The organism is Candidatus Methanocrinis alkalitolerans (assembly GCF_029167205.1).
In the GTDB taxonomy this organism is placed as follows: Archaea; Halobacteriota; Methanosarcinia; order Methanotrichales; family Methanotrichaceae; genus Methanocrinis; species Methanocrinis alkalitolerans.
On the sequence record NZ_JARFPL010000022.1, the window covers coordinates 1 to 25,782 of the forward strand.

General features: G+C 57.8%; 25 protein-coding genes. 13 read left to right on the forward strand and 12 right to left on the reverse strand.

The window, feature by feature from the left end:
* The first annotated feature begins 375 nt into the window (after positions 1 to 375).
* From P0O24_RS07890 to P0O24_RS07905, 4 genes are all read left to right on the forward strand, one after another.
* Positions 376 to 879 (forward strand): hypothetical protein, encoded by a 504-nt coding sequence (locus P0O24_RS07890; RefSeq protein ID WP_316969204.1) that lies wholly within the window; start codon positions 376 to 378, stop codon positions 877 to 879.
* On the forward strand, positions 880 to 3,057 hold the full coding sequence (locus P0O24_RS07895; protein WP_316969205.1) for a Tex family protein: 2,178 nt from the start codon (positions 880 to 882) through the stop codon (positions 3,055 to 3,057).
* Entirely contained in the window at positions 3,038 to 3,736 is a 699-nt protein-coding gene (locus tag P0O24_RS07900; RefSeq protein ID WP_316969206.1) for an HD domain-containing protein, read from the forward strand. The genes P0O24_RS07895 and P0O24_RS07900 overlap by 20 nt, the downstream gene beginning before the upstream one ends.
* A 132-nt stretch (positions 3,737 to 3,868) precedes the next feature.
* A complete protein-coding gene (locus tag P0O24_RS07905) occupies positions 3,869 to 5,086 on the forward strand; it encodes a M24 family metallopeptidase (RefSeq protein WP_316969207.1) in 1,218 nt (405 codons plus the stop codon).
* Between the two features lie 13 nt (positions 5,087 to 5,099).
* Here P0O24_RS07905 and P0O24_RS07910 read toward each other — a convergent pair whose 3' ends face one another.
* The 5 genes from P0O24_RS07910 to P0O24_RS07930 form a co-directional block, all read right to left on the reverse strand.
* Positions 5,100 to 5,435 (reverse strand): hypothetical protein, encoded by a 336-nt coding sequence (locus P0O24_RS07910; protein WP_316969208.1) that lies wholly within the window; start codon positions 5,433 to 5,435, stop codon positions 5,100 to 5,102.
* Between the two features lie 42 nt (positions 5,436 to 5,477).
* Positions 5,478 to 6,107, reverse strand: coding sequence for a hypothetical protein (locus tag P0O24_RS07915; RefSeq protein ID WP_316969209.1), 630 nt, complete (start codon positions 6,105 to 6,107; stop codon positions 5,478 to 5,480).
* A gap of 3 nt (positions 6,108 to 6,110) precedes the next feature.
* A complete protein-coding gene (locus P0O24_RS07920; protein ID WP_316969210.1) occupies positions 6,111 to 6,692 on the reverse strand; it encodes a hypothetical protein in 582 nt (193 codons plus the stop codon).
* Position 6,693: 1 nt separating this feature from the next.
* Entirely contained in the window at positions 6,694 to 7,308 is a 615-nt protein-coding gene (locus tag P0O24_RS07925; RefSeq protein WP_316969211.1) for a hypothetical protein, read from the reverse strand.
* 412 nt (positions 7,309 to 7,720) lie between these two features.
* Positions 7,721 to 8,386 carry a hypothetical protein gene (locus tag P0O24_RS07930; RefSeq protein WP_316969212.1) on the reverse strand — a complete coding sequence of 222 codons (666 nt, stop codon included), beginning with the start codon at positions 8,384 to 8,386 and terminating at the stop codon, positions 7,721 to 7,723.
* Between the two features lie 124 nt (positions 8,387 to 8,510).
* Here P0O24_RS07930 and P0O24_RS07935 point away from each other — a divergent pair, with 124 nt between their 5' ends.
* On the forward strand, positions 8,511 to 9,809 hold the full coding sequence (locus P0O24_RS07935; RefSeq protein WP_316969213.1) for a pyridoxal phosphate-dependent aminotransferase: 1,299 nt from the start codon (positions 8,511 to 8,513) through the stop codon (positions 9,807 to 9,809).
* A 228-nt stretch (positions 9,810 to 10,037) separates the two neighbouring features.
* Here the strand turns inward: P0O24_RS07935 and P0O24_RS07940 are convergent, their stop codons facing one another.
* From P0O24_RS07940 to hxlA, 3 genes are all read right to left on the reverse strand, one after another.
* Complete coding sequence (locus P0O24_RS07940) at positions 10,038 to 11,666, reverse strand: preprotein translocase subunit SecD (RefSeq protein WP_316969214.1); 1,629 nt, start codon at positions 11,664 to 11,666, stop codon at positions 10,038 to 10,040.
* The gene (locus P0O24_RS07945; protein WP_316969215.1) at positions 11,663 to 12,556 is read right to left on the reverse strand and encodes a protein translocase subunit SecF; all 894 of its coding nucleotides are present in this window, start codon (positions 12,554 to 12,556) and stop codon (positions 11,663 to 11,665) included. The genes P0O24_RS07940 and P0O24_RS07945 overlap by 4 nt, the downstream gene beginning before the upstream one ends.
* Before the next feature lie 224 nt (positions 12,557 to 12,780).
* On the reverse strand, positions 12,781 to 14,109 hold the full coding sequence (gene hxlA / locus P0O24_RS07950) for a 3-hexulose-6-phosphate synthase (RefSeq protein ID WP_316969216.1): 1,329 nt from the start codon (positions 14,107 to 14,109) through the stop codon (positions 12,781 to 12,783).
* On the opposite strand from hxlA, the gene dapF reads away from it, so the two are divergent.
* Both dapF and P0O24_RS07960 read left to right on the forward strand, forming a co-directional pair.
* Positions 14,108 to 15,022 (forward strand): diaminopimelate epimerase, encoded by a 915-nt coding sequence (gene dapF, locus P0O24_RS07955; RefSeq protein ID WP_316969217.1) that lies wholly within the window; start codon positions 14,108 to 14,110, stop codon positions 15,020 to 15,022. The two genes, hxlA and dapF, sit on opposite strands and share 2 nt — an antisense overlap.
* Positions 15,023 to 15,045: 23 nt before the next feature.
* Positions 15,046 to 15,492, forward strand: a complete 447-nt coding sequence (locus P0O24_RS07960; RefSeq protein WP_316969218.1) for a hypothetical protein — start codon at positions 15,046 to 15,048, stop codon at positions 15,490 to 15,492.
* 136 nt (positions 15,493 to 15,628) lie between these two features.
* Here the strand turns inward: P0O24_RS07960 and P0O24_RS07965 are convergent, their stop codons facing one another.
* Entirely contained in the window at positions 15,629 to 17,059 is a 1,431-nt protein-coding gene (locus tag P0O24_RS07965; protein WP_316969219.1) for a DHH family phosphoesterase, read from the reverse strand.
* 238 nt (positions 17,060 to 17,297) lie between these two features.
* On the opposite strand from P0O24_RS07965, the gene P0O24_RS07970 reads away from it, so the two are divergent.
* Entirely contained in the window at positions 17,298 to 17,516 is a 219-nt protein-coding gene (locus P0O24_RS07970) for a dodecin family protein (RefSeq protein WP_316969220.1), read from the forward strand.
* Here P0O24_RS07970 and P0O24_RS07975 read toward each other — a convergent pair.
* Positions 17,513 to 18,355, reverse strand: coding sequence for an alpha/beta hydrolase (locus P0O24_RS07975; RefSeq protein ID WP_316969221.1), 843 nt, complete (start codon positions 18,353 to 18,355; stop codon positions 17,513 to 17,515). The genes P0O24_RS07970 and P0O24_RS07975 overlap by 4 nt on opposite strands.
* 172 nt (positions 18,356 to 18,527) lie before the next feature.
* On the opposite strand from P0O24_RS07975, the gene P0O24_RS07980 reads away from it, so the two are divergent.
* The 5 genes from P0O24_RS07980 to P0O24_RS08000 all read left to right on the forward strand — a co-directional run bounded on the left by P0O24_RS07980 (position 18,528) and on the right by P0O24_RS08000 (position 22,412).
* Positions 18,528 to 18,911, forward strand: a complete 384-nt coding sequence (locus tag P0O24_RS07980; RefSeq protein WP_316969222.1) for a thioredoxin family protein — start codon at positions 18,528 to 18,530, stop codon at positions 18,909 to 18,911.
* Between the two features lie 312 nt (positions 18,912 to 19,223).
* Complete coding sequence (locus P0O24_RS07985) at positions 19,224 to 19,505, forward strand: hypothetical protein (RefSeq protein WP_316969223.1); 282 nt, start codon at positions 19,224 to 19,226, stop codon at positions 19,503 to 19,505.
* A 321-nt stretch (positions 19,506 to 19,826) separates the two neighbouring features.
* Positions 19,827 to 20,573, forward strand: a complete 747-nt coding sequence (locus tag P0O24_RS07990; RefSeq protein WP_316969224.1) for a DUF6345 domain-containing protein — start codon at positions 19,827 to 19,829, stop codon at positions 20,571 to 20,573.
* Positions 20,574 to 20,584: 11 nt separating this feature from the next.
* Entirely contained in the window at positions 20,585 to 21,730 is a 1,146-nt protein-coding gene (locus P0O24_RS07995; protein WP_316969225.1) for a hypothetical protein, read from the forward strand.
* Between the two features lie 139 nt (positions 21,731 to 21,869).
* A complete protein-coding gene (locus tag P0O24_RS08000; RefSeq protein ID WP_316969226.1) occupies positions 21,870 to 22,412 on the forward strand; it encodes a hypothetical protein in 543 nt (180 codons plus the stop codon).
* Positions 22,413 to 22,501: 89 nt separating this feature from the next.
* Here P0O24_RS08000 and alaS read toward each other — a convergent pair whose 3' ends face one another.
* Together alaS and P0O24_RS08010 are read right to left on the reverse strand one after the other, a co-directional pair.
* Positions 22,502 to 25,264 (reverse strand): alanine--tRNA ligase, encoded by a 2,763-nt coding sequence (gene alaS, locus P0O24_RS08005; protein ID WP_316969227.1) that lies wholly within the window; start codon positions 25,262 to 25,264, stop codon positions 22,502 to 22,504.
* Positions 25,265 to 25,438: 174 nt separating this feature from the next.
* Positions 25,439 to 25,684 (reverse strand): DUF5654 family protein, encoded by a 246-nt coding sequence (locus P0O24_RS08010; protein WP_316969228.1) that lies wholly within the window; start codon positions 25,682 to 25,684, stop codon positions 25,439 to 25,441.
* Positions 25,685 to 25,782: the final 98 nt, after the last annotated feature.

Here is a 25,782-nt window from a genome sequence, read left to right on the forward strand (position 1 = left end):
AATCAGAGCTGAAGGACTCGTAGAATTAGTAAAAAATATTTTGGAGTATTTTAACCTGCCGATACCGGATGGCGGACTGCTTCATCTGATAAGGGAGATGGGAATCAAAACTTAGAAAGTAGAGTTATGAGTATCTTCATCAGTCTCCCTCAATCCAATGCCGACGCCATCTCGACAATAAGCTCCAATAAATAAAAGCGTTCCGCTTCTCGAAGAAAATATCGAAGGCTCTGTCGGCGAAAATGGCAAAGGGCGATCGAGAAATCCGGATGATCTGCGGATGGATGGTTTGGGCAGGGATGATCCACGGGTGGATGATGTGCGGATTTATGTAGTTTGGAAGTAATCAGGCCAGGGAATTGGAGGCGATTCATTATGGCATCGAGGGTCAGCAAGTTCGAGAGGGAGGTCGTAGCCGCCTTTGGAGGGTCGGTGGAGGACTACAGGAAAGGGAAGATCGAGACCGAAGACGACTTTCTCGCCTCTCTATACCACCACCTCCGGGGCCACACCGACAAAAATAGGATCATGAAGATCTCGATTGGCCGCCCCGTCGGGGATGCGACCCCAGCCATCTCCGTCTTCAAGGGGGACGAATGCCTCGTCGTCATAGAGATCCTGACGGCCACGAGGTCAGGAGGGAAGGCCGTCCCCTTCGACCGGTCGAAGGTCAAGGAGAGGATCGAGAGGCTGAAGGCCTGCGCCCCCTTCTGCGAGAGGGGTTTTCTCATCTGCATCGACGAGGGAGGGCCGGGGTTCGAGGACGGCCCCGCCGGGTGGAAGGAGGATTACTACAGAAACCTCTGGCACGAGGCGGGGGAGGATAAGACCTACCTCTTCGAGGTGAAGAAGGGGCGGACGAACAAGCGGAGAGTCTAGATGGACGCCCCTCGGATCGCGGCAGATCTGGGCCTTGGGGCCGGCCAGGTCCGGGCGGCTGCGAGCCTTCTGGCCGACGGCAAGACGATCCCCTTCATCGCCCGGTACAGGAAGGAGGTGACGGGGGGGCTCGATGAGGTGGCCATCTCCGCCATCCGCGACCTCGTCGAGAGGTACGGCGAGCTCGACCGGAGGCGGGCCTCGATATTGAACTCCCTGCGGGAGAGGGGGGTCCTCACCCCCGACCTCGAAGGGAGGATCACGGCGGCCCAGACGCTATCCGTCCTCGAAGACCTCTACCTCCCCTTCAGGCCGAAGCGGAGGACCCGGGCCTCCGCCGCCCGGGAGCGGGGTTTGCTTCCATTGGCCGATCTGATCTTCGAGCAGGGGAGGATCGATCCTCCCGCCGAGGCGGCCCGGTTCGTCGATCAGGAGAAGGGCGTCGGATCGATCGAGGAGGCTCTGGCGGGGGCCCGGGACATCATCGCCGAGAGGGCGAGCGAGAACCCGGAGGCTCGGTCGCAGATCAGGCGACTGTTTTCTGAAGAGGGTATTTTGCGGTCGAAGTCTTCGGCGAAAGCCGACGGCGACGGCTCCAAGTACCGGGACTACGCCGACTGGTCCGAGTCGCTCTTTCGGGCGCCGTCCCATCGGGTGATGGCGGTCCTGAGGGGCAAAAACGAGGGGCACCTCGTCCTCCACGCCGAGCCGCCTGCCGATAAGGCGCTCGCCATCCTCCGCCGGTTATTCATCCGGGGGAAGGGCCCCGCCTCCGAGGAGGTCCGCCTCGCCCTCGAGGACGGCTACAGGAGGCTCCTCGCCCCCGCCATGGAGAGGGAGGCGCTCTCGGCGGCAAAGGAGAAGGCAGAGGAGAGGTCGATCGCGGTCTTCGCCGAGAACCTCCGCCACCTCCTCCTGGAGCCGCCCCTGGGGGAGAGGACGGTCCTGGCCGTCGATCCGGGGTTTAGGACCGGCTGCAAGGTCGTCGTCCTCGATCCTCTGGGGTCTCTGGCGGCAAAGGGGGTGATATACCCCCACCCGCCCCAGAATATGGTCCGGGAGGCGAAAGATAAGATCGTCTCTCTCTGCGAAGAGTTCGGCGTCGAGTTCATAGCCGTCGGAAACGGTACCGCAGGGAGGCAGACCGAGGAGTTTCTAAGGAGGCTACAGATCCCCGGCGACCCCCCCATAGTCATGGTCGACGAGGCGGGAGCCTCCGTCTACTCCGCCTCGAAATGCGCCCGGGACGAGTTTCCTGACGAGGACGCCACCGTTAGAGGCGCCGTCTCCATAGGAAGGAGGCTTCAGGATCCCCTGGCGGAGCTCGTCAAGATCGACCCACGTTCCATCGGCGTCGGCCAGTACCAGCACGACGTAGATGAGAAGGCCCTGAAAGGAAAGCTCGACGAGGTCGTCGAGCTTTGCGTCAACGCCGTCGGGGTCGACCTGAACACCGCAAGCCGGGAGCTTTTAGCCCGGGTCTCGGGGCTGGGGCCGAGGCTCGCAGGATCGATAGTCCTCTATCGGGAAAAGAGCGGCCCCTTCCGGTCGAGGGAGGAGCTCAAGAAGGTCCCCGGCCTCGGCCCCCGGGCCTTCGAGCAGGCGGCGGGCTTCCTGCGGATTCGGGGCGGTGTGAGCCCCCTCGACGGCTCCGCCGTCCATCCCGAGAGCTACGGCATCGTCGAGGCGATGGCAAGAGACCTGGGCGCCACTGTCGAGGAGCTGATCGAAGACGCCGCCCTCCAAAAAAGGATAGACCCTGAGAGGTACGTCTCCGGGACGGCAGGCCTTCCCACCATCCGGGACATCCTCGCGGAGCTCGCAAAGCCCGGAAGAGACCCCCGCCGGGAGTTTGAGATCTACAGCTTCGCCCCCGGCGTCGCGAAGATCGAGGACCTGCGGCCTGGGATGGTCCTTCGCGGCGTCGTGACCAACGTCGCCGCCTTCGGCGCCTTCGTCGACGTCGGGGTCCACCAGGACGGCCTCGTCCACATAAGCGAGCTCGCCGACCGGTTCGTCCGGGACCCGGCGGAGGTGGTGAGGGTCCACCAGAGGGTGGAGGTCTTCGTCCTGGCGGTGGACCTGGAGAGAAAGAGGATATCCCTATCGATGAGGAAGAGGATATCCCTATCGATGAGGAAGAGGCCAGAGGTGGCGAATGGCGAAGCTCGACCCTGAAGGTCGAGCGGGGGATCTCCCGGCGGATAGGTCGGCTTGTGAGGATCTCATCGGGGCCGAGCTGATCGAGGAGATCGGAGCCCTCTACGAAGGCAAGGACCCCGCCCACGACCTCACCCACGCCCTGCGGGTCTGCAGGACCGCCATGGCGATAGCCGAGGCGGAGGGGGCGGACCCTACGATCGTCGCCCTCGCCGCCCTCCTCCACGACGCCGCCTCCGGGCCGAAGAACCGGGATAGGTCGGAGGAGGCGGATGAGAGGGTCCTTGAGACCGTCGAGCCCCTCTTGAAGAGGTGGGGATATCCCGATGTGGTGATCGAGGGGGTCCTGCGCGCCGTGGAGGTCCACAGCTACTCGAAGGGGATCGATCCCGCCACACTGGAGGCGAGGGTCCTGCAGGACGCCGATCGGCTCGATGCCATCGGGGCTATAGGGATCGCCAGGGTTTTTATGACGGGCGGCGCCCTCGGCCGGCCCCTCTACAACCCCGACGATCCCTTCTGCCGGGGGCGGGAGGCTGACGACGGGGAGTGGAACCTGGACCACTTCTTCTCGAAGCTTTTGAAGCTGGAAGAGGGGATGCACACCCCGACGGGGAAAAGGCTCGCAACAAGGAGGGGCGAGGTCTTGAGGAGGTACCTGACGGACCTGGAGGAGGAGATCTCGAAAGGGATATAGGGACGAAAGCCCGACCGATCGGTGAGAAGGACGAGGGGAGAGAGGATGAGGGCCTGGATGAAGGTGAGGAATAAGGAGGATGTCTCGGATGAAGATGAGGGATAGGATGGGGCATGGGACGGAGGCGAGGGATTGAAGCAGAGGATGACAGAGAAGGCGGGGGGAGCTGATATGGAGCTTGTTCTCCACCCGAGGTCGGAGATCGACGCGAGGACCAAGGGACTTCAGAGCAGGATGGAGGACCTCGACGGGGCCATCATCTTCCAGTCCGTGGACATGCTATACTTCTCGGGGACCGCCCAGGAGGGGCTCGTCTACGTCCCGTCGGAGCCGGAGGCCGAGGCCGTCGTCATGGTGAGAAAGAGCCTGGAGAGGGCGAGGGAGGAGTCGCCCCTGGATGTCAGGCCCTTGCGGAGCCTCAAAAACCTCAAGGCTGACCTCACCATCCCCGATGGGGCGAGGATCGGCCTGGAGCTCGACGTCCTTCCTTTCAACAACTACGCGCGGGTGAAGGCCGCCCTGGGAGATGCAGAGCTCGTCGACGTCTCCGAGGAGATCAAGCAGGTCAGGTCCGTCAAGTCGAAGTTTGAGATCCGGCTCATCAGGGCCGCGGCCCGGATCCTCGAAGCTGGGATCGGCTCGGTCCCCGAGCACCTCCGGGAGGGGATGACGGAGATTGAGCTGGCGGCGAGGCTCGAGGCGGAGATGAGATCCTTGGGCCACCAGGGTTCCCTCCGGTTCCGAAGGTTCAACCACGACCTGCCCCTCGGCCACCTGATGGCGGGGCCCAACGCCGCCTATCCCAGCTACGTCGCCTCGCCGACAGGCGGCGTAGGCCCCTCCCTCCTCCAGCCCCAGGGGCCGGGATTTCGCAAGATCAAGAGGAACGAGCCGGTCCTCGTCGACTACGGCGGGGTCTACAACGGATACATCGCCGACGAGACGAGGATCTTCTCCCTCGGCCGCCTCCCCGAAGATCTGGAGGAGGCCCACGCCGCCGCCCTGGAGGTGGAGAGGTCCGTCGCCGAGGCGCTCCGTCCGGGAAACTCAGGCCGGGAGATCTATGAGATATCCGAATCCAGGGGCGAGGAGCTCGGTTACAGTGACGCCCTCGGCGGCCCCTTGGGGGCGAAGTGCGGCTTCGTCGGCCACGGCGTCGGCCTCGAGATCGACGAATACCCCGTCCTCGGCCCCGTCGATCACGAGATCCTCCCCAACATGACCGTCGCCGTAGAGCCGAAGATGATATATCCGGGGGTAGGGGTCGTAGGGATCGAGGATACCTTCCTCACCACCGATTCCGGTCCGACAAGGCTGACGAGGCTCCCCCAGGAGATATGGCGGGTCTGAGAGGCGAGAGGGCTCATTCATCGAAGTAGTCGAGGATCGCTGGAAGGAGCTCTTTCCTCTCCACCAGATTTGCGGCGACGCGGCGGAACCTGTTGTAGTTCTCCCTCTCCCCCTCGGAGGCGAGGTCCGGCCTCTGGCCGGTCTGGAGGAGGAATATGAAAGATCGCAGCCCCCGGTTGTACTCGGATATTCTCTCCATCTCCTCGGGGGAGGCGCCTTCCCTTCTCCTGTGGACGAGGAGGTCGTCGGCGGCGTACCCCTCCTTCAGGGTAAAGATGAGGAGGTCGTGGTAGGGGAGGTCGGCGATCGCATCGATGAACCTGTCCATGTCGCAGTCTTCGGATATCATCGTTTATTCTACAGTCTCTTGAATTATTTTAGATTTTATATACTAATCTTGCCAGGCGAACGGTGTTATTGATCCACCATTTTGTTGATTATATTGATCGAACTCTTCTTTAGTCAGTGAATACCATTCGTCATACGGATATCTTTTAAAATAATGCGCAATGCTTTCTCTATAATGTTGATAAGCCACATCGACCAAACGACCTTTACGTAATATATTCATACTCTGTTTTAAATCAGACGATTGTATTTGAAAAACTCTATGAAAATTCACTGCCATTCTTTCTTTAAAGCCGAATTCTTCATCGGCCGGTAAATAAAACCATCTAGCATTTAATCGAGACTTTTGAGTAATCAAGCTTACCCATTTGGGAGGTTTTTCTGGAAGGGTTAGGTTAGTTACTTCTTTAAAAGTCCCAATTTCAAATAGCGAAATAACTGGTGATCTAGACGCATCACAATCTTGTGTTGCAACGATACCCCAAACTTTTTTAAATGGCAGAATAAAGAGGACGTCGTCCCTGTCTTGTATAATGTCCCATTTTGTATCCTCATATTCTCCATACTCTGACATTACAGCTAATTGTCCCAAGGTAGGTAAAATAATAGGAAGAGGGTAGAATATGTCGCCCTGTCTAATAGGCATATGATCTTCTACTAATTCGTAGATCACCTATTAGTCATCCTCCTCATAAAATAGATTTTGTAGCTTTGATTCCAAATCTAGGAAGTGAATCCACTTCTCTTCAAAAATATCACGATTATTCATAGCTAATTCATAAGCACTTATCGGTGAAATCTTGATCGGACTGTCTTTATCCCTTTCCGATATAATTTTGTCAATTGAAACTTGACGTTCAATATCTCCCAGAAACCGATCAAACATTTTAAAGTCATTTACTAAGAATTCAGGTATTTTAATATGATGCAATGAGTATTTATCGATGCTTATAAAATCCTTAACAATATTATCCCTTAAAACATTGGTCCTAGCGCTCATCAGATTTTTACCGAGACGTGAGCTATCACAACTAAAAGATCCAAAGGTCGACAAACGCAGCTCGGAATTAATTTCATTCTCATAACTATCTATGCTGTCGTTACTGGAACTGATAAATGTCGATTGCTTGCCTTCTTCCTCCAAAATCGATGAGGATCGAATACTAAGATTAGATCGCTGAAATTGCTTGAAGTAATTTGGGGGACCTAACTCTACATTGACTGAGGATTGTGTTGGACTTAAAACGTCACCAGCCAAATTAACTTCCTCCACTTAATATTTTATTTACAATATGATAAGAATCATCACATAGTTCCGGCAAACCGCTTATATATTCGATAGCTTTTGTTACAGTCAACGGTTCAACATCAAAATGATAGTTAAAATTAAATATCAATTTATTCTCTCCGCTAGGCTTAATTGAAAGATTCAATAAATAACGGTCTTTCTTTGCTTTGACTATACATCCCAATTCTAGTTCATAGTCCTGAAAATTGTTAGATATATTTAAATCATTAATATTGATGTTAAATTCCGGCATGGTCTCACCCGGGGCAATCTGAGCAGACCAAATAAAATTTAAACCCAATGCTGAGTATGGTATGTGAGGCAACAATTCTAAATATTTAGCACCTATTTTTGCTAAGGATTTCTGATCTGATCTCAAATTTTTCAGACTGATTTGCAGTCTTTGTTGGTCAATAGTAATATTGTATGTTTCAGATTCAAAAACGGAAAATTGTGGTGTATTTACATAATTTATATATTTCTCATCTAATAGCTTATTCTTCTCTATCCATTCGGGAGACATTATACTAGGATTATGTGCTGAAGCTAAGATAACAAGATCCATCTTCGACAATTCAATTTCCATATAGCATCTCCACTTCTACTTAGTTGAATTGCATATTTAAACTCTACGTTTTACACATAATCCACCACTTGAATCTCCACCAAAACGTTGGCTACTGCAAGGCTAACTCGCACCTACCTGGAAGATGGCAGGCCAGATCAAACGTCGCTCCACCACACATGCCCAAAAATCTAATGATATCTCTAAGTCTCGATCATATTGCATTGGTCATCGGTTAAGAGAAGAATCGCGATGAGGCAGCGATCTCGGTAGCAAGTACGGTGAGATTGGCTTGGTCAAAAAGGCTACAGCAAGTCAGTCTTGAAATCGGATCAAATCTAGATAACGCATAATTCGTGTGAAAAATGGAAATATTGTGTAGCTTAAATTCCTTAACCGATGACCCATGGATCATATTGCGCAATTCTAGAACTCACAACTCTATCCTGTCCGACTCTGACATCGCCCCCAACGCCTCACCTTCCGCCTCCCCCGGGAGCCTGACCTGAATCGAGTTTATGAGCATCTCCGTCAGCTCCGCCGACTCCTCCGAGGCGATGGTGCAGTCGACCTGGGCGACGAGGGACCCGTCGACCTCGCGGATGTCCGGCCAATAGACGGCGCATATCAGGATCGAGCCGCTCGGCCGCTCCCCGAGGCCTAGGATCGCCGGCTTTCCGTCGATCGCGATCTCATGGGTCTGGAGGTTCTTGCATTCGGCGTTGGTGAGGTAAAGGGTCACCGCCCTGCGGGTCAGGGAGCTAGTCGCCTCCACCGGGACGCCGTAATCGGTGATGGCGATCATCATCGTTCTCTCGCCCTGGATCCAGCATACCGAGGACGGATATTCTTCGCCGTCGACGGCGGCGAAGGGAACCAGTTCGAACTCGAGGGAGTACCCCGTATAGTTCCCCAGGTCGAAGGAGACCCGGTACCCGCCGAGGGTGACCGTCTCCTCCGCCGCCATCGCCGGAGGAGCCAGGATCGCGAGAAACGCCACCAGGGCGGAGATGACCGCCTTTGCACGAGCCGGGCCCGCCGAACCAAGAGATCCATCCACGACCAGACCGATCTTCAAACCCACCGATAATCCCGTCATCGAAACCTCACTTCCCTTTGCCAGAGACCCGTTTGATCCGCTTCTTTTATAAATGTTATATCGGAGAACCTGGAGATCCTGTAGAGAGATCCGCGAAGAGATCCTCCAGATGGAGTCGAGCTAGATGAACCTTCGAAAACACGTCAGCCTCAACATAAACGTCCGGGGGGTGGAACCGTCCGCGACCCTCGCCATCAACGAGAGGTGCAAGCTCCTGGAAAGCCAGGGCGTGCGGGTGAGAAACCTGGGCCTCGGCCAGTCCCCCTTCCCGGTCCCCACCCCCGTCGTCAACGCCCTGCGGCTCTATGCCCACGAGAAGGACTACCTCCCGGTGAGAGGCCTTCCGGCCCTGAAGGAGGCGGTCGCCGACTTCCACCGAAAGAAGGACGGCGTCAGCGCCAGCCCCGAGAACGTCATCGTCGGCCCCGGCTCCAAGGAGCTTATGTTCCTCCTCCAGCTCGTCTACTACGGCGAGATCATAGTCCCGACCCCCGCCTGGGTCTCCTATGTCCCCCAGGCCCAGATCCTGGGAAAGAGGGTCCGCCTCCTCCACACCACCTTCGACGAGAAGTGGCACATAAATTCCGAGAGGCTGGCCCGGTTCCTGGAGATGGAACGGGACGTATACCGCCCCCGGATCCTCGTCCTCAACTACCCGGGAAATCCCGACGGGGTAACATACACCTCCTCCGAGCTGGAGGAGATCGCTCGGGTGGCGCGAGAGTACGAGGTGGTCCTCCTCTCCGACGAGATCTACGGCCAGCTCCACCATCGGGGAGAGCACGTTTCCGTTGCGCGCTTCTACCCCGAGGGTACCATCATAAGCTCAGGCCTCTCCAAGTGGTGCGGCGCCGGTGGTTGGAGGCTTGGGACCTTCACCTTCCCGCCGGACCTTGACTGGCTTCTGGAGGCGATGGCCACCGTCGCCAGCGAGACCTACACCTCCGTCTCGGCACCCATACAGTTCGCCGCAGTACACGCCTTCCGGGGCGGGATCGCCATGGAGAGGTACCTCTGGCACGCCCGAAGGATCCTCTCGGCCCTCGGCTCGGAGTTTTATGAGATAGCAAGCAACGCCGGGATCAGGGTCCACGCTCCCGAGGGCGGTTTCTACCTATTTCTGGACTTCTCGCCCATGGCTGAATCCCTCGCGAGGAGGGGGATAAGAGACGGCGAGACCCTATGCGAGCGGCTCCTGGCAGAGAGGGGCGTCGCCATCCTTCCAGGATCGGCCTTCGGCAGGCCCGATAGCGAGCTCTCGGCCAGGGTCGCCTACGTCAACTTCGACGGCTCCAACGCCCTCGCCGCCAGCGAGACGATCCCGCTACATCAGAGCCTCCCCGAAGATTTTATCTCCACCATCTGCCCGGAGACGATCGGCGCGGCCCAGGATATCGCCGCCTGGCTGAATGAAGAGGAATGAAGAGGGTTGATACGGTCCATAATGGCCGATATGGGTTGAAGTGGCTGATACGGGTTGAAGTGGCTGATACGGGTTGAAGTGGCTGATACGGGTTGAAGTGGCTGATACGGGTTGAAGTGGCTGATATGAGTCTGAAATAACGAAGGGCAGGAACGAAGCTTAAAAAATAATTACGAGTTTGGGCCGGTCACCGACCCAAACCCCGGACGGATCCTTTTTTCGTATCGATCACTGGTCCGCTTGCATGATCTTGCCGACGATCCTGCCGAAGGCGGGCCTCGCTATGAAGACGCCGATGAGGACCCCTGCTATGGTGATTAGGGCGAAGCTCTTGAAGGCTCCAAAGCCCATCCCGAACAGGGGCAGCATCGCGACGATCGTCGTCGCCGCCGCGGCCATGATGATCCCGAAGGCGCTGGAGAGCCTGGCCAGGTAGACCTTGCCGCTGGGCATCTTCCCCTCGTAGAGGAGCTCGTCGGTGATGATCACCAGATGGTCGATCCCCGTCCCTATGACGACGATCAGCCCGGCGATCGCCGCGAGGTCCAGCTGCCAGTTGAGGAGGGCTGCCACCGCCAGCATCATCAGAACTTCGCTGAAGGATGTGGCCACCATGGGAACGACGATCTTGGGGTTTCTGTACCTCAAAAATACCATGAGGCCGGCGGCGAGCATCGCCAGGACCCCCGCTATGAAGACCTGTTTTTTGAACTGATCTCCGAGGGCCGCCGTCACCTGGCCGGAGCCAATGATCTCGACGTTGACGGGGAGAGCCCCCTCCCTCAGGTGAATGTAGAGGTCGTGAGCCCTCTGGCTGTCGCCGCCGACCTGGGCGACCATGCTCCTCAAGGGAGCCACCTCTAGGCTCCCGGCGAGGTCTGGGGCGAGGGGCGCCGAGAATATCAGCTCGTTGTCCAGGTGCATCGATACCTCGTGATCCATCCTGTTTCTGGTGGCTCCGGTATCTATCGCCGCCTTCTGGAAGGCGAGGGCCCCCTCCTCAGAGAGGGTGAAGGGGACGCCCCAGTTTCCTGACTGGTCCCCGGTGGGGAGGGAGACGTCCACGATCTCGCCGCCGTAGAGGACGTGGATCGACTCGTTGGCCGTAGTCTGGATCCTGATCTCGAAGATGCCTGGCTTTCCGACGATATCCTGGGCGTCGGTGACGGTGACCCCGGCGAGATCGATGAGGATGAACTTGTTGTCCACGACTCTGACCTTGATGTCGGCGAGGCCGAGACGGTTCAGCTTCCTGTCCAGGATCTGTTTCGTCTCGTCGACCGTCTCCTCAGTCACCCCTTCTGAGAAGCCAGCATCCCCAGGGGCGAGGGTCCCGCCGACTACGGCGAGGATCTCCTCGAGGGACTCCCTGGTGACGTTCGACCTGATCTCGAAGGATAGGGGGTCTGGACCAAGGTACTTGACGTCCGAGTCGAGGGAGGTCTGCAGGTAGTTCATCATCACTCCGACCGGAGAGGCCGAGATGGTGATCCTGGTGGCGTTCCCTCTCGGGGTGACGGTGGACTGGGGGTAGCCGAGATCGTCGACCTGGGCCTTGGTCGCCCTTCCCTCCACGGCGATGGTGTACTCGGTGCTCCCCTGCCGCCACTCCACCTCGACGGGCCTATTGAGGGCGTCGCCGAACTGCTTCTCCAGGATCTTTATAGGATCGAGCTGAGGCTGTACTATGGCGCCCTGAAGTTTGAGCTGCAGCCAGGATCCTCCCTCCAGGTCGAGGCCGTACTTCAGCCTCGTCTGGAGGCCGCCGTCACCGGGCATCGGAGCCAGGATTAAGAGGGATGCTATGACGGCCGCGAAGAATATTATAACCCTTGGATCTTTGGTGATCTCTGTCATCTCTTATGCCTCCTTGCTCCCGCCTTTTTGGGACGGGCCAGGTACCAACGAAGGGCGTTGGAGTTCATCACCCACGTGTTCATGAGACCTGCGAGGAGGCCGAAGATCAGAACTACGGATATGTCAAAGAGGATGTTGATCTGGGTGAAGGAAGATGATACGAGGTAGGAGAAGGCTGAGACGAGGAAGAGGGCAAATACAGCACTTAGGGTGGTGCTGGTCATAGCGATCCCGGTTTTGAAGGCCCCCAGGACCTTCTCCTCGGTCCTCCCCTTCCGCTTCAGGACTCTGTTGTTGAGGAGGATGTTGCTGTCCACCGAGTAGCCTATCAGCATCAAGAGGGCTGCCACCGTCCCCAGGGAGAGATCTACGCCCGCCAAGGTCATGCAGGCGGCTGCGATAACTATATCGGAGAAGGCGGCGAGGATCACCGTCATGGAGACGAAGGGCGTCCTGAATATCAGGAAGACCACCACCGCCATGAAGAGGAAGGATAGCGGGATGTAAGTCTTGGCCTGCTCCTGGAGTCGCTTGCTGTAGACCGGCCCCATGTATTTGATCTCAGGGTCCTGGTACTCGGCGTCGATCATCGCCGATAGCTCCCTGTATTCGGCGTCGTCCATGGGCCCCAGCTGGATCATAAACCTGTGGCCCACCTCCCTTATGTCCAGGACTGGGTATCCCACCAGCTTTGCAGTAATCTCCCCTTCCGATTCGACGACGGGAACGGTGATTATCGTACCGCCCGTGAACTCAACCCCCAGGTTGACGGGGGATCCCGTCTTAAGGTAAGTGAAGCCCAGGATGGCTAGAGCCACCGCCAGCACGGCGAGGGATATCGCCACCATCTTCTTGGGTTCGTATTTAGAGATGAAGGTCTCTGGGTCCATACAAGTATCCTCTTTCGCGCAAACCGCGTTCAACGTATTTACGGGTTGTCGTTTGTCGGCTTTTCTTCATAAATTCGGATCAACGAAGCGAGGTTAATTCGGATCAACGAAGCGAGGTTAATTCGGATCAACGAAGCGAGGTTAATTCGGATCAACGAAGCGAGGTTAATTCGGATCAACGAAGCGAGTTTGGTCTGAGGTTAATTCGAATCGGTGGGCAGAGGTCATTTCTTCTCCCATTTCTTCAGGTTGGCCACCTGGGAGAGGGTCTTACCCCTCTTAATCTCCTCAAATAGCCTCCTTTCGGTCTTCTCGACCTCTTTAGCCCGTCGGGCTATCTCGTACGCCCTTTCCCGAGGGATGACTACGACGCCGGAGTCGTCGCCGACGATGAAATCTCCGGGCTTCACCGACCGGCCGCCGCAGGTGATCTCGGCGTTGATCTCCCCCATCCCCTTGGGCTCTCCGGCGTTGGGAGTGATGGCGCTGGCGAAGATCGGGTATCCCATATCTCGGATCTCGTCGACGTCCCTCACGGCTCCATCGATGACGACGCCAGCTACCCCCTTCACATGGCAGCTGAGGGTGGCGAGGCCGCCCCAACAGGAGACGTACCTGCTGCCGTTGTATATCACGATGACGTTCTCAGGCCCCGCAAGATCGATCGCCTCTACGGATTTTGCCCAGTCCCCCTCGAAGGTCTGGACGGTTATCGCCGTCCCCACGATCTTGGTGCCCAGATTTATGGGGAGGATCTCCCGCATCGCCCCTTTCCGATGCATGGCATCGGAGATGTTGGGGGTCGATACCTCCCTGAAGATCTCCATCATCTCCTCTTCCATGCTCTTTTTTGCCCCTCTCTCCGAGGCGACGAGGGCTCTGTCCATGGCCTCCCGGATCTCGATGCCGGAGCCTCTGACGTCGGAGCTTCTGGTGACGTTCCCGCCGACGATGACGATGGAGGCTCCCGATGAGACCGCCTCCGCCGCCGAGGCGGCATCGATCCCGCCGGCGACGGCCACCGGGATATCGACATCGTCGACGATCTGGTTCAGAAGGTCTATCGCCCTCATCCCCACCATCTGCTGGTCGATCCCCACGTGGACGCATATGTAGTCGACGCCGAGGGCCTCCAGCTCTTTTGATCTGGTTACGATGTCGGGGACGCCGAGGAGGTCTACAACGATCTCGACGCCGTACTGTCGCGCCGCCATCAGGGCGTCGCGGATGGTGGAGTCGTCGGAGGAGGCGAGGATCGCCACGATGTTCGCCCCGGCCTTCGCCGCCATCTCCACCTCCATGGAGCCCGTGTCCACAGTCTTCATGTCCGCCACGATCTTTTTGCCGGGGAGCGCCTTCTTCAGCTCGCGGACGGCGTTCATCCCCTCGCTCTTGATGAGGGGGGTTCCGGCCTCTATCCAGTCAGCACCCCCATCTGCCGCCTCCAGAGCTATCTGGACGGCTCTATCCAGCTCCAGCAGGTCCAGGGCAACCTGTAGAATGGGTTTAATAAGATCACCACCATAAAGCCGAGTTGATAGAGAACAGACCATGGTATATAAAATGAAGCTGGAGGAGATGACAGATATAAGGCTGGAGAAGGGACCGTCCGGCGCCGGAGGCATCGCCTTCACCAAGCTCCAGGGGAACGGAAACGACTTCGTCCTCATAGATGAGCACGATCGGGTGGCAGTGGCAGACCCCCTAAAGCCCTCTTTTGCGGTGGAATGCTGCCATCGCAACTTCGGGATCGGCGGAGATGGGGTCCTCTTTCTATCGCAGTCGGATCATGCCGATCTGAGGATGCGCCTATTTCAGCCCGACGGCTCCGAGGCCGAGATGTGCGGAAACGGCGTCCGCTGCCTCGCCAAGTACGCCTGGGACTCGGGGATGGTAGGGCGGTCCTTCGATGTCGAGACCCTGGCGGGGATAATCCCTCTGAAGGTGAGGGGGATCGGCGGCGACTTTTGGGCGAGGGTGGATATGGGGGTCCCCTGTTTCGATCGTCCCGGGATCCCGGCGGTCGGCGAGGGCGAGTTCCTGATGGAGCCCCTGGAGGGGTTCGAGGTCTCGGCGGTGAACACCGGAGTCCCCCACGCCGTGATCTTCGTCGACGACCTTCTGGATCTGCCGATAGACGAGGTAGCGCCCTTCATAAGGCACAGCCCCCTCTTCCCGGAGGGGGCGAACGTCAACTTCGTTCTCGTTGGCGAGGTATTCCAGGTGAGGACCTTCGAGAGGGGGGTCGAAGGAGAGACGCTATCCTGCGGGACGGGTTCTGTGGCCAGCGCCGCCGTCGCCCGGAAGATGGGGATGGTGGATGACGAGGTCTTCGTCGAGACGAGGGGCGGCCCCCTCCTGATAACCTTCGAGGGGGATGAGGCATACATGGACGGTCCCGCCTCCACAGTCTACTCTGGGGTCCTCAGCGACGAGTTCCACTGGGATATCTCGCAAGAATTATAGCTGATAAGGGGGCAGGCATCTGCATGATGAAGATGGTGATGGTCCTGGCGTCGGTCCTTCTTTTGGCTGGGTGCAGCCTCGCCTTTCAGGGTCCCGAGCCGCTGAAGCTGGGGAGCAAGAGCGACCCTGAAGCCTCCCTCTTCTCCTACGACCAGAAGATCAGCGATACCACCACTCTCAAGAACTACTTTTTGGGTATGTCCGCCTACAAGGACTTCGACTCGTGCGAGAGGCTATCCTCCAACATCCGCCTCGAGAGCAACCCGGACTGGGTTGACATAGAACTACAGGCCAACTTCAGCAGTGGTTTCGGCAGGATGGGGTACCTGGTCCTCAACCAGGAGACGATGGACATAAGAGACGTGATGGTGGACGTCAGCCACGAGTTCATCGGAAACTTCAGCATCGACGAGAAGGTCCTGGTGATGACGAGGCAGATAAACGAGACCGAGTTCTTCGGCTGCCCTTAGCCGGAGGCTGGAAGATCCTCAGGGGAGAGCTGATCAGAATCCTCTCCCACCACTCGAGGATTGGTCAGCATCATCCCGGGAAGCTACTGCCACCCTTGGGCTCCGTACCGATGGACCCCCCCTCTCCGCCACCCCTTCAACCTTGAAACTGCTGGCCTACCAGGGCGTCCATCAGCTCTAAAAACTCCTCTTTCGCCTCCGGGGGTATCGTCGCCCCCGCGGCCACGTTGTGCCCTCCGCCGACGCCTCCCACCTTCTCTGCGGCCTTTGATATCGCATCTGCCAGGTTCAACCCCGACCTCACCAGATCTTGGGTCCCCCTCGCCGAGACCTTCAGTCTTCCGTCATCAGACCTGGCGAAGGCCAGGATCGGCTTTCTCCTGTCGGCGGTCTGAAAGCTCATCCCCGCCACTATCCCTACAATCGTCTCCAGGATCCGGTCACCGGCGTCGAAGTACTGAAGGTGGGCGAGGGGGACGATCCCCTCCTCTTTTACCAGCTTCAGGCCGGATACCAGGTTCTGACGGTGGCTGTTGAGAAGGAGCCTCGCCTCCTCCAGGGCGGCTCCCCGGTCCCCCAGGCAGACGGCGAGGCCTACGTCGGAGTGGCCGTATCTCGCGGTGGCGTTGAGGAGTGTCGAGTACTCGCTGGCGTCCCGGAGCTCCGTACCCTCCCGCTCCAAAAGGAGGGTGTAGACCTCCCCGACTAGCCGTTCGAGCTGGGGGTTGGAGAGGCCGGCCCGAAGCCCCCTCCTCACCAGGGCGGAGGCGATCTTCCCCTTCTCCCCGGAGTTCATGTCTATCCACCGCCGCCACCTCTCCCCCTTGAGCCTTATCCCCTGCTCTTTGAGAAAGAATATGCAGGCGTCCTCGTCCCCAGAGAGCCCTGGTATGTATGGGTCAGAGGAGAACTCCAGCATCTTGAATACAGGCCGTGTCTGCTTTCCGAAGAGCTTCAGGTCGCGCCCGAAGGATAGGACCTTTGCCCCGACCCCCACCTCCAGGATCCACCGGTTGAGGCCGATGAGCCTGCCTAGGGCCATATCCTGGAGGTCGCCTACGGCGCCGACGATGGCAAGCCCCGCCAGGTCGTCGTCTTCGCCTGGTCTGCCCTCCGCCTTCGCGAGGGCTCTTGCCAGGAGGAAGGTGGAGCCGCTCCCGGAGAGGTGGATGGCTCCGTCGAGCCCCACCAGGTGGGGGTTTATGTGAAGCTCTACCCCCGAGCCCTGGGGGCGGTGGTGGTCGGCGACCACCGCCGATAGCCCCATCTCCAGGATCTCAGACTGCATCCCGGAGCCAAGGTCGGTGAATATGACGAGGTCGGGGCCCAGGTCGGCGATCGTCTCCAGGGCGGGAAGGTCCAGCTGCCGGAAGAAGAGGGTCCTGCGATCGACGTCTGCCCGGTCCAGGGCCGCCGAAATTATCCCGGCGGAGGTGAGGCCGTCGGCGTCGACGTGAGACGCCACCACCACCTCTTTCTTACAGCATATCGCCTCTGCGGCCCTATCGGAGATCCTGGCGAGGGTCGCGAGCTCCTCCTCAAATAAAGGGCCATCAGCGTCGTTCATCCCTTCATCATCGGCTCTGATCTCTTAAACCTATTCCCGCTATTCTTCTCCAGGAATCTCAGGACGCTCCCCATGAACTCCTTCTCGCGGACGGTCTCGCATCCGTATCTTCGATTTTTGAGCTTTCAGGAGGCCCAAAACCGTATCTATCTCGATTGTTGAGGCGGCAGGACGTCAATAAATTATATAAACTTTGACTTCAATAATAAGAGATCACATTTCTGTGGAGGTATAACCTATGCCTGAGAGCGTCTATAAAGTTGTGGAGCTGGTGGGGTCTTCTCCCACCAGCTGGGAAGATGCGGCTAAGGCCGCCATCGAGAAGGCGGCCAAGAGCCTGAGAGATCTGAGGGTCGCCGAGGTTAGAGAGCTGGACGTGAAGCTCGAAGGTGGAAAGATCGTCGCCTACAGGGCGAAGGTGAGGGTATCCTTCAAGATCGAGGGGGAGGTTGACTAAAGCCTCCTCACCCTTCCGACGAAACGAGCTATGGCGTTGAAGTATTCATCAATTCCCAAGATCAATAGGTCGTTATGGCCTGCCCGGCGGATGATGAGGATCTCCTTCTCCCGGCAGCTTTGATCCTCAAAGAGGATCACGCCTTCGGAGAGGGGGATTATCTCGTCACCCTCCCCGTGGATTATGAGGACTGGAAGCATCACCTTTTTCATCTTTTCATGGTTTGAGGCGGCCCTCTCCCCCAACGCATCCAGATTTTGGGGGTCGACCCCCAGCCTCTCCAGGAGCCGATATGTATCGGCAAAGCCGCTCTCCAGGATCAGCCCTGATATCCTCTTCTGGAAGCCGACCGCAACCTCCAGGGCCGGGGACGATCCCAGGGACCTGCCCATGACGAAGATCGGCCCCGATAGGCCCCAATATGCGAGAAGGTCGGCATACTGGGGGAAGATGCTGACGGCATCCCTCATCATGGCGGAGTAAGAGGGGTCTCCTCCGCTGGTGCCGTAACCCCGGTAATCGATGACTGCAAAGTTGATCCCTATCCTGCCGTAAAGGGAGCCCATCTCGCGGTAGTCGGCGACCGTCTCGCCGTTGCCGTGGAAGAATAGGATGTTAGGCGCGTCTTCGACGGACCTTTCCGCGAAGTGAACGGCGCCGTCGACGTTGACCATATCATCCACAATGAAGGTGATGGGATGGAGCCTGCCTGGGACCTTCGGGGTCGGTCCGGTCCTCCTGGGATGGAATACCCATCTCGTCACCTCGGGGCTGTCAAGGAAGGATAGGTCGCAGCTTTCCGCCCCGCCGTCACCGCTGGGATCTTCCGGTTTTCTCAAGCCGTCTCCCCTCTTCCCAATCTTGCCGGAGGTTACTTCTCAACTCCCCTTGGGGTATTGCCATCTCTCTCGACCGCATTTTGAGAAGTCTCTCCCGACCGCATTTTGAGATTCTCGTATAGAGCAAAGGATAAATCACAGAAACCCATCATACCATATTAATGGTGATGATATGACTGATGTAATCGACGCCACGGATCGGAGCTGGGAGGAGGTCGTCGAGAGATCTCTTACCCCTGTCCTCGCCATGTTCTACTCCCCAACATGCCCCCACTGCCAGACGATGATGCCCTACTTCGAGGAGTATGCCGCCGATTTTGCGGGGAAGGTTAAGTTCGTGAGGATCGACGTCATGGTGAACTCCTTCGTCCCCGAGAGGTACGGGGTGATGGCCACCCCGACCTTCAAGCTCTTCTGCGGCGGAAGGCCGGTCCAGGATCTGGTGGGCGCCGCCTACCCCGCCCTCCTCAAGAGGCTGGTGGAGGAAGGGGTCTCCACCGGGGCGGAATGTGGAAGAAAATCGACGCCCATCGATTACAACGTCGGTTACGTCTGAGGCGCCCCTCCTCCACCTCCTCATCCTCCATCCCTCACCGCCCACTCCCTTCCCCCCTTTTTTTGCGTTTTTATAATTTCAATTCATGAACGACGCAGCAATTTAACATAATTAATCATTGGGGATAATATAAGATATGTCTTATTTATATTAGAAAGTTATAAATAAGATCGAGTTTTAGTTGATGGCTTGTGCGGTTCCATAAGAGATCTGGAAGCGGAGCATACGGCCCGAAATGGCGGATTTCGGGGGTGCGTGAAGGTGTTACATCCCGTTTTCGACGTTAAAGAATTGAGAATCCTGGAGAATCTAGTGAGCAAAAGGATCGGGATGAGGATCGACTCCGATTCTTTGAGCCCTGCCGTCCTCTCCCTCCTCGTCCGGGCTTTTGAGGATGGGAGGGAGCTGTCCTATAGAGAGATGATGCAGATCGTGGCAGAGTTATTATGCAGCAGCGGCTACTCCCGCCGGGATCTCCTGACCCTGATGAAGAGGCTCGGGGTCGACGACTCCGAGATGCAGGCCGACCTGATCTACATGGCCCGATCCTGGCGGAGCCGCGATCCCTTCACATACAACGCGGCCTACAGATGAGAGCGATCCATAACGGCTCTTCTGAGCGACTTAGAACCGTCGACGCCAATTTCAGCATTTGGCCCGCTATTGTTGAAGGGTAAACCTTTTTTTGCATCGATCTCATAGGAAAATTGATGCTATAATATATATTTGTTTATATTAATATTGCCTTCTGTTGATATAACTGTCAAACTGGCGGCAACGGATCCTGCAGCAACCTGAGATATATTCAGATAAACGATGGTTTTGAGTTTTAATACCACAAATTATTATATTAATATTTTAAAAATTGCCTGATTTCATAATTTCTATAGTATAATTTAACCAACACATTTAATTATGATCAATTATAAGAAGCGATGTGGGATTTGCATGATAGGTTTGAAGCCTTACATGATCGGCTGTACCCTTATCCTTTGCCTGATGTGGACAGGGGAAGCGGCTGAGTATGGCGTCTCTTACGACTCGACAGGAGGTCTCGGCGTCAATTATGACTCCGCCACCAACTTCGCCTCCAGGATGGACGCCGCCGGATGGCACAGACAGTTTCTCTGGGGAAACAACGCTGCCTTTGAGAAGGACTGGAAAGACGTTACGAAAGGTGGATGGGATGATAGATATGCCGATGCGGCCGATCTCGCCTTCTTTGAAGGTCATGGATCTCCAAGCGGCATCTACTTCCCCAACGACTGCTGCGACGACAACAAGTGTTCAATAGATGACGCCCGATGGGGAGACCTGGACCTGGAATGGATAGGGGCCCACTCCTGCTCAGTTCTTGCGGACTCAAACCTCGCGACCTGGGCCTACACGGTTTTAGGGGCCAATGGCGCTCATATGATGTGCAGCCACAAGAACACCGTCTATGCCAGAAACGCAGGTGACCGCTGGGCTCAGCTGATGTTAAGCGGATGGACCGTCAAAGGTGCCTGGTTCCAACAGCACATCGAAAAACAGCCCAGCGGCGTAACAGCAAGGGTTATCGCAACCCAGGCGACCGCCAACGACCACATATGGGGCAAAGGTTCTGTTGCTTCAGATCCCAGCCCGGGACAGACATGGTGGGTGTGGACGCTAACGAAATAGAGGTGATGTAGATGAAGATGAGCAAATACACTTACCTTATGATCGGCCTCTCTCTGGTGATAGGTGCCTACGCCCTGATCCCGAATCATGAACCAGGATTCTGCACGGATAGCTCTATTCTGACGATGACGCTGCCCGAAAAAGAAGGATTCGATACCACGCCGGAATTCGTCCTTGAGGCGAAGCTTCCCGACGTTCCCGACACCCTCGGAATTTACGCCCTGAAAAGCCCCGACGTGACGAGGGCTTACGCCTCGGAGGTCGCTGGCAGCAGGGGAGCTAAAGGAGAGGTCCTGGATGAGGAGTCCAACTTCGTCATCTTGAATGAGAGGCAATACGTATCCGTCGAGAAGGCCTCCGGCGCGGAGACTCTATTCCTCGACTACAAGAACGCATTTGCCGATCCGGAGAAGGGACTTCCTGACGCAAACGTCCTGAAACGGACCGCCGACGCCTACGCCAGTCAAAACAGGCTTCTGCCTGACGGCTATCTGTATTCGGGAATGTCCTTTTTGACCCGGCAGCAGCTGAGCGAGAGAGGGCCGACGGGCCGGGCTGAAAACATGATGGGGATTGCAAAGTACTCCCGAACCCTAGAGGGCCTCCCGGTGGAAGGTGCTGGCTCGACGATCACAGTACTCCTGGGCGATGGCGGCCAGGTCCAGGGCTATACCAAAGTATCTAGGGTTATCGGCGATAGAATGGCCGTAGCCTCCGCCACCCCCAGAAGAGCTGACAGAACCTACGAGCTTCTCGTCCCCGAAGAGGCCTTCAGACTTCTCCAGGAGAAGGGGCTGACCACCGAGATTGCCGACGTTGATAAAGCCGTGGTCACTGACGTCCATCTCGCTTACTACGAGACCTCAGGAGATGAGAGGCAGGACGTGACCGAGCCGATCTACGTCTTTTCTGGATTAGCCACTGGACCTGACGGCGAGTTCGAGTTCCAGGAGTTCATGTACGCACTGAAGACGAAGGCCGGAACGACGCCGTTGCAGCAGCCCGACAGGAGCAGAGCCGTCGACAGGAGCACCATCCAGGAGCCGGGTAAGGGTACTAAGGACGCTGAGTCGAGGACAATTTCTACGATAGCACCCATCAGAGAAGTGTCGTTGACGCCTCGCCTGAGCACGACGCCCCTCTCACAGGTGACCTAGAAACTACAAACAGAAGAAACTGAGCCAAGTCGATATTCTCGGGTCAAAGGATCCTGGATAAAAGTGTAGAGGTCGACGAGGGACTCGCTCTTCCGGGTCCCCAACCCTTTTTGGATGATAAAGGAATCTCGAAACGGAGATGAAAGCGAAGATGAAAGCGAAGGGGATACTTTCAAGGATCGCCATTCTTGCGACGGTTCTGGTACTCGTCTCGACGGCGATCTGCAGTGGGACCCAAGAGGACTTCTGCGATGACGGCTACGCCGAACTCAACGAGACCTCAATGACCGCGGCCATATCGTACACGATACACCGCGCGAACGGGACGTCTGCGGCGGTTCCGCCTGGATCTGGCCGGTACGAGGCCCTCAACAGAAGCACCATGACCTTTTTGCGACAGATCGCCTACGCTTCCGAGAGGATTGTGGAGATCGAGGATCTGGAGGCAGAGCTTGAAGGAGAGAATTATCTTGAACTTGCCTCCGACCAGCCGATGGTCATCGAGACGGAGGAGGAGCTGAACCCCGACTGGCCCCAGGGCTACACCATCGAGACGAATCGGATCATAATCAAGTTGGGCGAGGCTGACGCCGAGGAGAGGATCTTCACCTTCCACGAGGACGAGTGGCCGCCCATAAGGGGATGGAGGTCTCTTTTAAGCGTCGAGGCGATCGATCTTTAAAGGATCGCGAATCCTGCCGCTGTTCGCGGACACGGTGGGGGAGGGGGCCGATTTTTTTGGGTGAAGGTCGAGAGAACGAAAAATAGATTTCAGCCCCCGGAGGCGGCCCTGACCTTCGCCAGCCCTGCCTCCAGCGCCTCCGAGAGCCGTTCCGCCGAGGGGCCTCCGCCTTGCGCGATCTCGGGCTTTCCGCCGCCACCGCCGCCGACGACCTTCGCCGCAGCCTTGACGATATCTCCGGCTTTCAGGCCTTTTTCAAGGCCCGCCTTCCCGACGGCGGCGACGATCTTGGCCCCCCCTTTCTCGCTTCCGAGGATGGCGACGTAGTCTTTTGCCGAGATCATAGAGGCGGCCTTGATCAGCTCCTCAACGTCGGCGTTCTCGACGATCTCGACGACGACCTTCAGGCTTCCGACCTCGACCGCCTTGGACGTGAGCCCCTCCATCTGGGCTCTAGCCAGGTCCTCTTTGAGCCGGGCCGCCTCCTTCCTCAGGTCCTTCCACTCCTCGAAGAACCGAATGGCGGTCCTGGGGAGCTGCTCAGGGGGGACGCTGAGGGCCTCGGCACCGGCGAAGAGGAGGTCGTCTCTCTCCTGTCCCCGGAGGACGGCGGCTTCGCCGGCCGCGAACTCGATCCGTTCGACCCCGTCCTGGACCCTCTCGGTCCTGAGGATCTTGATGGGGCCCACAGTACCGGTGTTGGTGCAGTGGGTTCCGGCACAGGCTTCGACGTCGCTTCCCACCTGGACGACCCTGATGCTGTTTCCTGGCGGGACGCCCCCCTGATAGAGCTCGAAGCCGAACCTCTTCTCCGCCTCGGTCCGATCCAGCCATCCCGTCGATATGGGGATGCTTTCCATCACCATCCTGTTGGCCAATAGCTCGATCTCCTTCAGCTCCTTCCGGGATATCCGCTTGTAGTGGGAGATGTCGAGGCGCGCCCGGTCCTCCGACTTCTGGGCTCCAGCCTGCCAGATGTGGCTTCCCAGGACCCTCTTCGCCGAGTCGTGGACGATGTGGGCCGCAGTATGGTGCCTTGCGTGGGCCGTCCTCCGGCCCATATCAACCTCACCCTCGATCGCGTCCCCAGGGCGGATCTCGGCGGCTGCCGCCCCCGACTCCTCATCGGCGATCCTGTGGAGTACGACCTTTCCCGCCGGCTGGACGTCGACGACCCTGAAGGCCTTCGACCCCTTCCGAATCAGGCCGAGGTCCGCGGGCTGGCCTCCCCCCTCCGGGTAGAAGAGGGTCTGGTCGAGGATGACGTTCCCGTCGACGACCTCCAGGACCCGGGCGCCAAACCTCCTCTCGGAGGGCCGCTCGTAGAAGAGCCGGCGGGTCTCGGGAAGGTCGATCTTCACCTCTTCCTTTCCGGCCTTCTCTGCCTTTATGTGGGTGCTCGCGACCCGGGAGTAGAAGTTGTCGGGCAGCTCAACCTCGACCCCCGCCTCCAGGGCCGCCTCCTTGGCGATCTCCGGGGGTATCCCGTGGGAGTCGTAGAGGGATATCATCTCCGAGAGGGGGATCGTCTCCCCCTTCTTCCCGCGCCCCTCGGCGATCCTCTTCACGAGCCGTCGCCCCTTCTCCAGGGTCTCGGCGTACCTCTCCTCTTCCTGGTCGAGGATCTCGACGATGGTATCGAGCCGCTCATCGAGGTCGCCATAGTCGAGCTTCGCCAGCTGCATCGCCACCAGGCTGGATAGGGGAACCTCTATCGAGAGGTCTCTCATCTGTCTTATGGTCCTTCTGATGACAAGCCTGGCGAGGTAGCCTGCCTTGACGTTGGAGGGGATGATCCCGTCGCCGAGCATGTAGGCGAGACACCGGGTGTGGTCTGCGACGGCGTAGATCCGCTCCAGGGGGGCGATGATCTCGTCGAGTTGCTCCGCCGAGATCCCAATATCGGAGGCGATCCTACCCCGGAGGTCCCGCAGGCTCGCATCCTCCAGGTCCACCATCCCGGCGAGGCGAGCGTTGTGGGCGAGGATCCGGGACCTCTCTTCGTCGGAGACGGCAGATTCGATCCCCGCCAGCTCAGATATGTGCTCCACGACGTCGGGGAAGATGGCGTCGTAGATGGTAGGGGTCCCCTTGGAGGCCCAGACGAACCTCTCGAGGCCGTAGCCGGTATCGACGATGTAGTTCTCCATCTTCTCGTACCGCTCCCCCTTGATCTCGTACTCGCCCCCGGGGGAGGCCTTCATGTCCATGAAGACGAGGGTCGCAAGCTCCAGGCCTCCCATCATCACCTCGACGGAGGGGCCGGCGTTCCCGCCCCCGGCCCAGGGCGACTCCTTGTAGGTTATGGCCATGGGGTCGGCGCCGAGGCCCAGGAGGAGCTCGTCGCAGAGGGCGACGGTCCGCTCCTTCCAGTAGATCTCCTCATCGGGGGTGTTGAAGACGTGGTGGGCCATCATCTCGAAGGTGGTGAGGTGGCGGCCGCTCCTTCCGACGGAGTCGAGGTCGTCGAGCCTGATGCAGGGCTGGGATACCGTCAGGGGGTTTGCGGGAGGCCGGACCTCCCCCGAAGTTATGAAGGGCTGAAAGTCGGCGATGGAGGCTATGGTGAGGTAGATGTCGTCCCTCCATCGCGCGATCACCGGGTACCTCTTTATTCGGGTGTGGCCCTTTTCCTCGAAGAAGGAGAGGTAGTGCTCTCTCATCTCGTCCAGGCCGATCTCCCGGCGGAAGACCGGGGACCCGATGAAGGTGTAGGGGTCGCAGGGGGGGTCTCCGCAGGTGGTCCTGGAGGGGTCCCTCGTCCAGAACCGGCCGCCGCATCTATCGCAGCTCTTCCGGAAAAACCCCTCCTCTTTGAAGAAGTCCAGATTGTAAGCGTCCTCGGGGAACATGGCGATCAAGTCCGATGTAAAGGCAATGAGAGGGCGAACGGCCCGGTTCCCTAAAAGGCTTTCTCAAGGGCTGGTGAAAAATAGGAGGAGCGAAAGAAGGTGAAAAGTGTCGCCATTTAGAAAAGTTGGATTTAACCGACGGAATCGCCAAAGAAAAATGAGGACCTATCCGCCTCAAGCCCCCTTCGCCTTCTCCTTCTTCTTCGCCTCTTCGGCCATCTTTCCGATCCATATGGTCGCGAAGACCGCGATGATGGTGACCAGGATCGCATAGCCCCATATACCGTAAGCTGCCATGAAATAGAGGGGCCCACCCTCTGCGAAGAGAGACTTTATCGCGTCGTTCCAGGCCAGCGCCGCCACCAGGCCAAAGGCCGCCGTCATCAGAGCCGCCACTTTATCGAGGACTTCGTACTTCAAAAGAACACCCCAATCTATTTTGTATCTTTTAGTATGGATTTACAAGTATTTATCCTTTCCATTGATGTCCTGGGGGCTTTGCCTCCCCGGTCACCTCC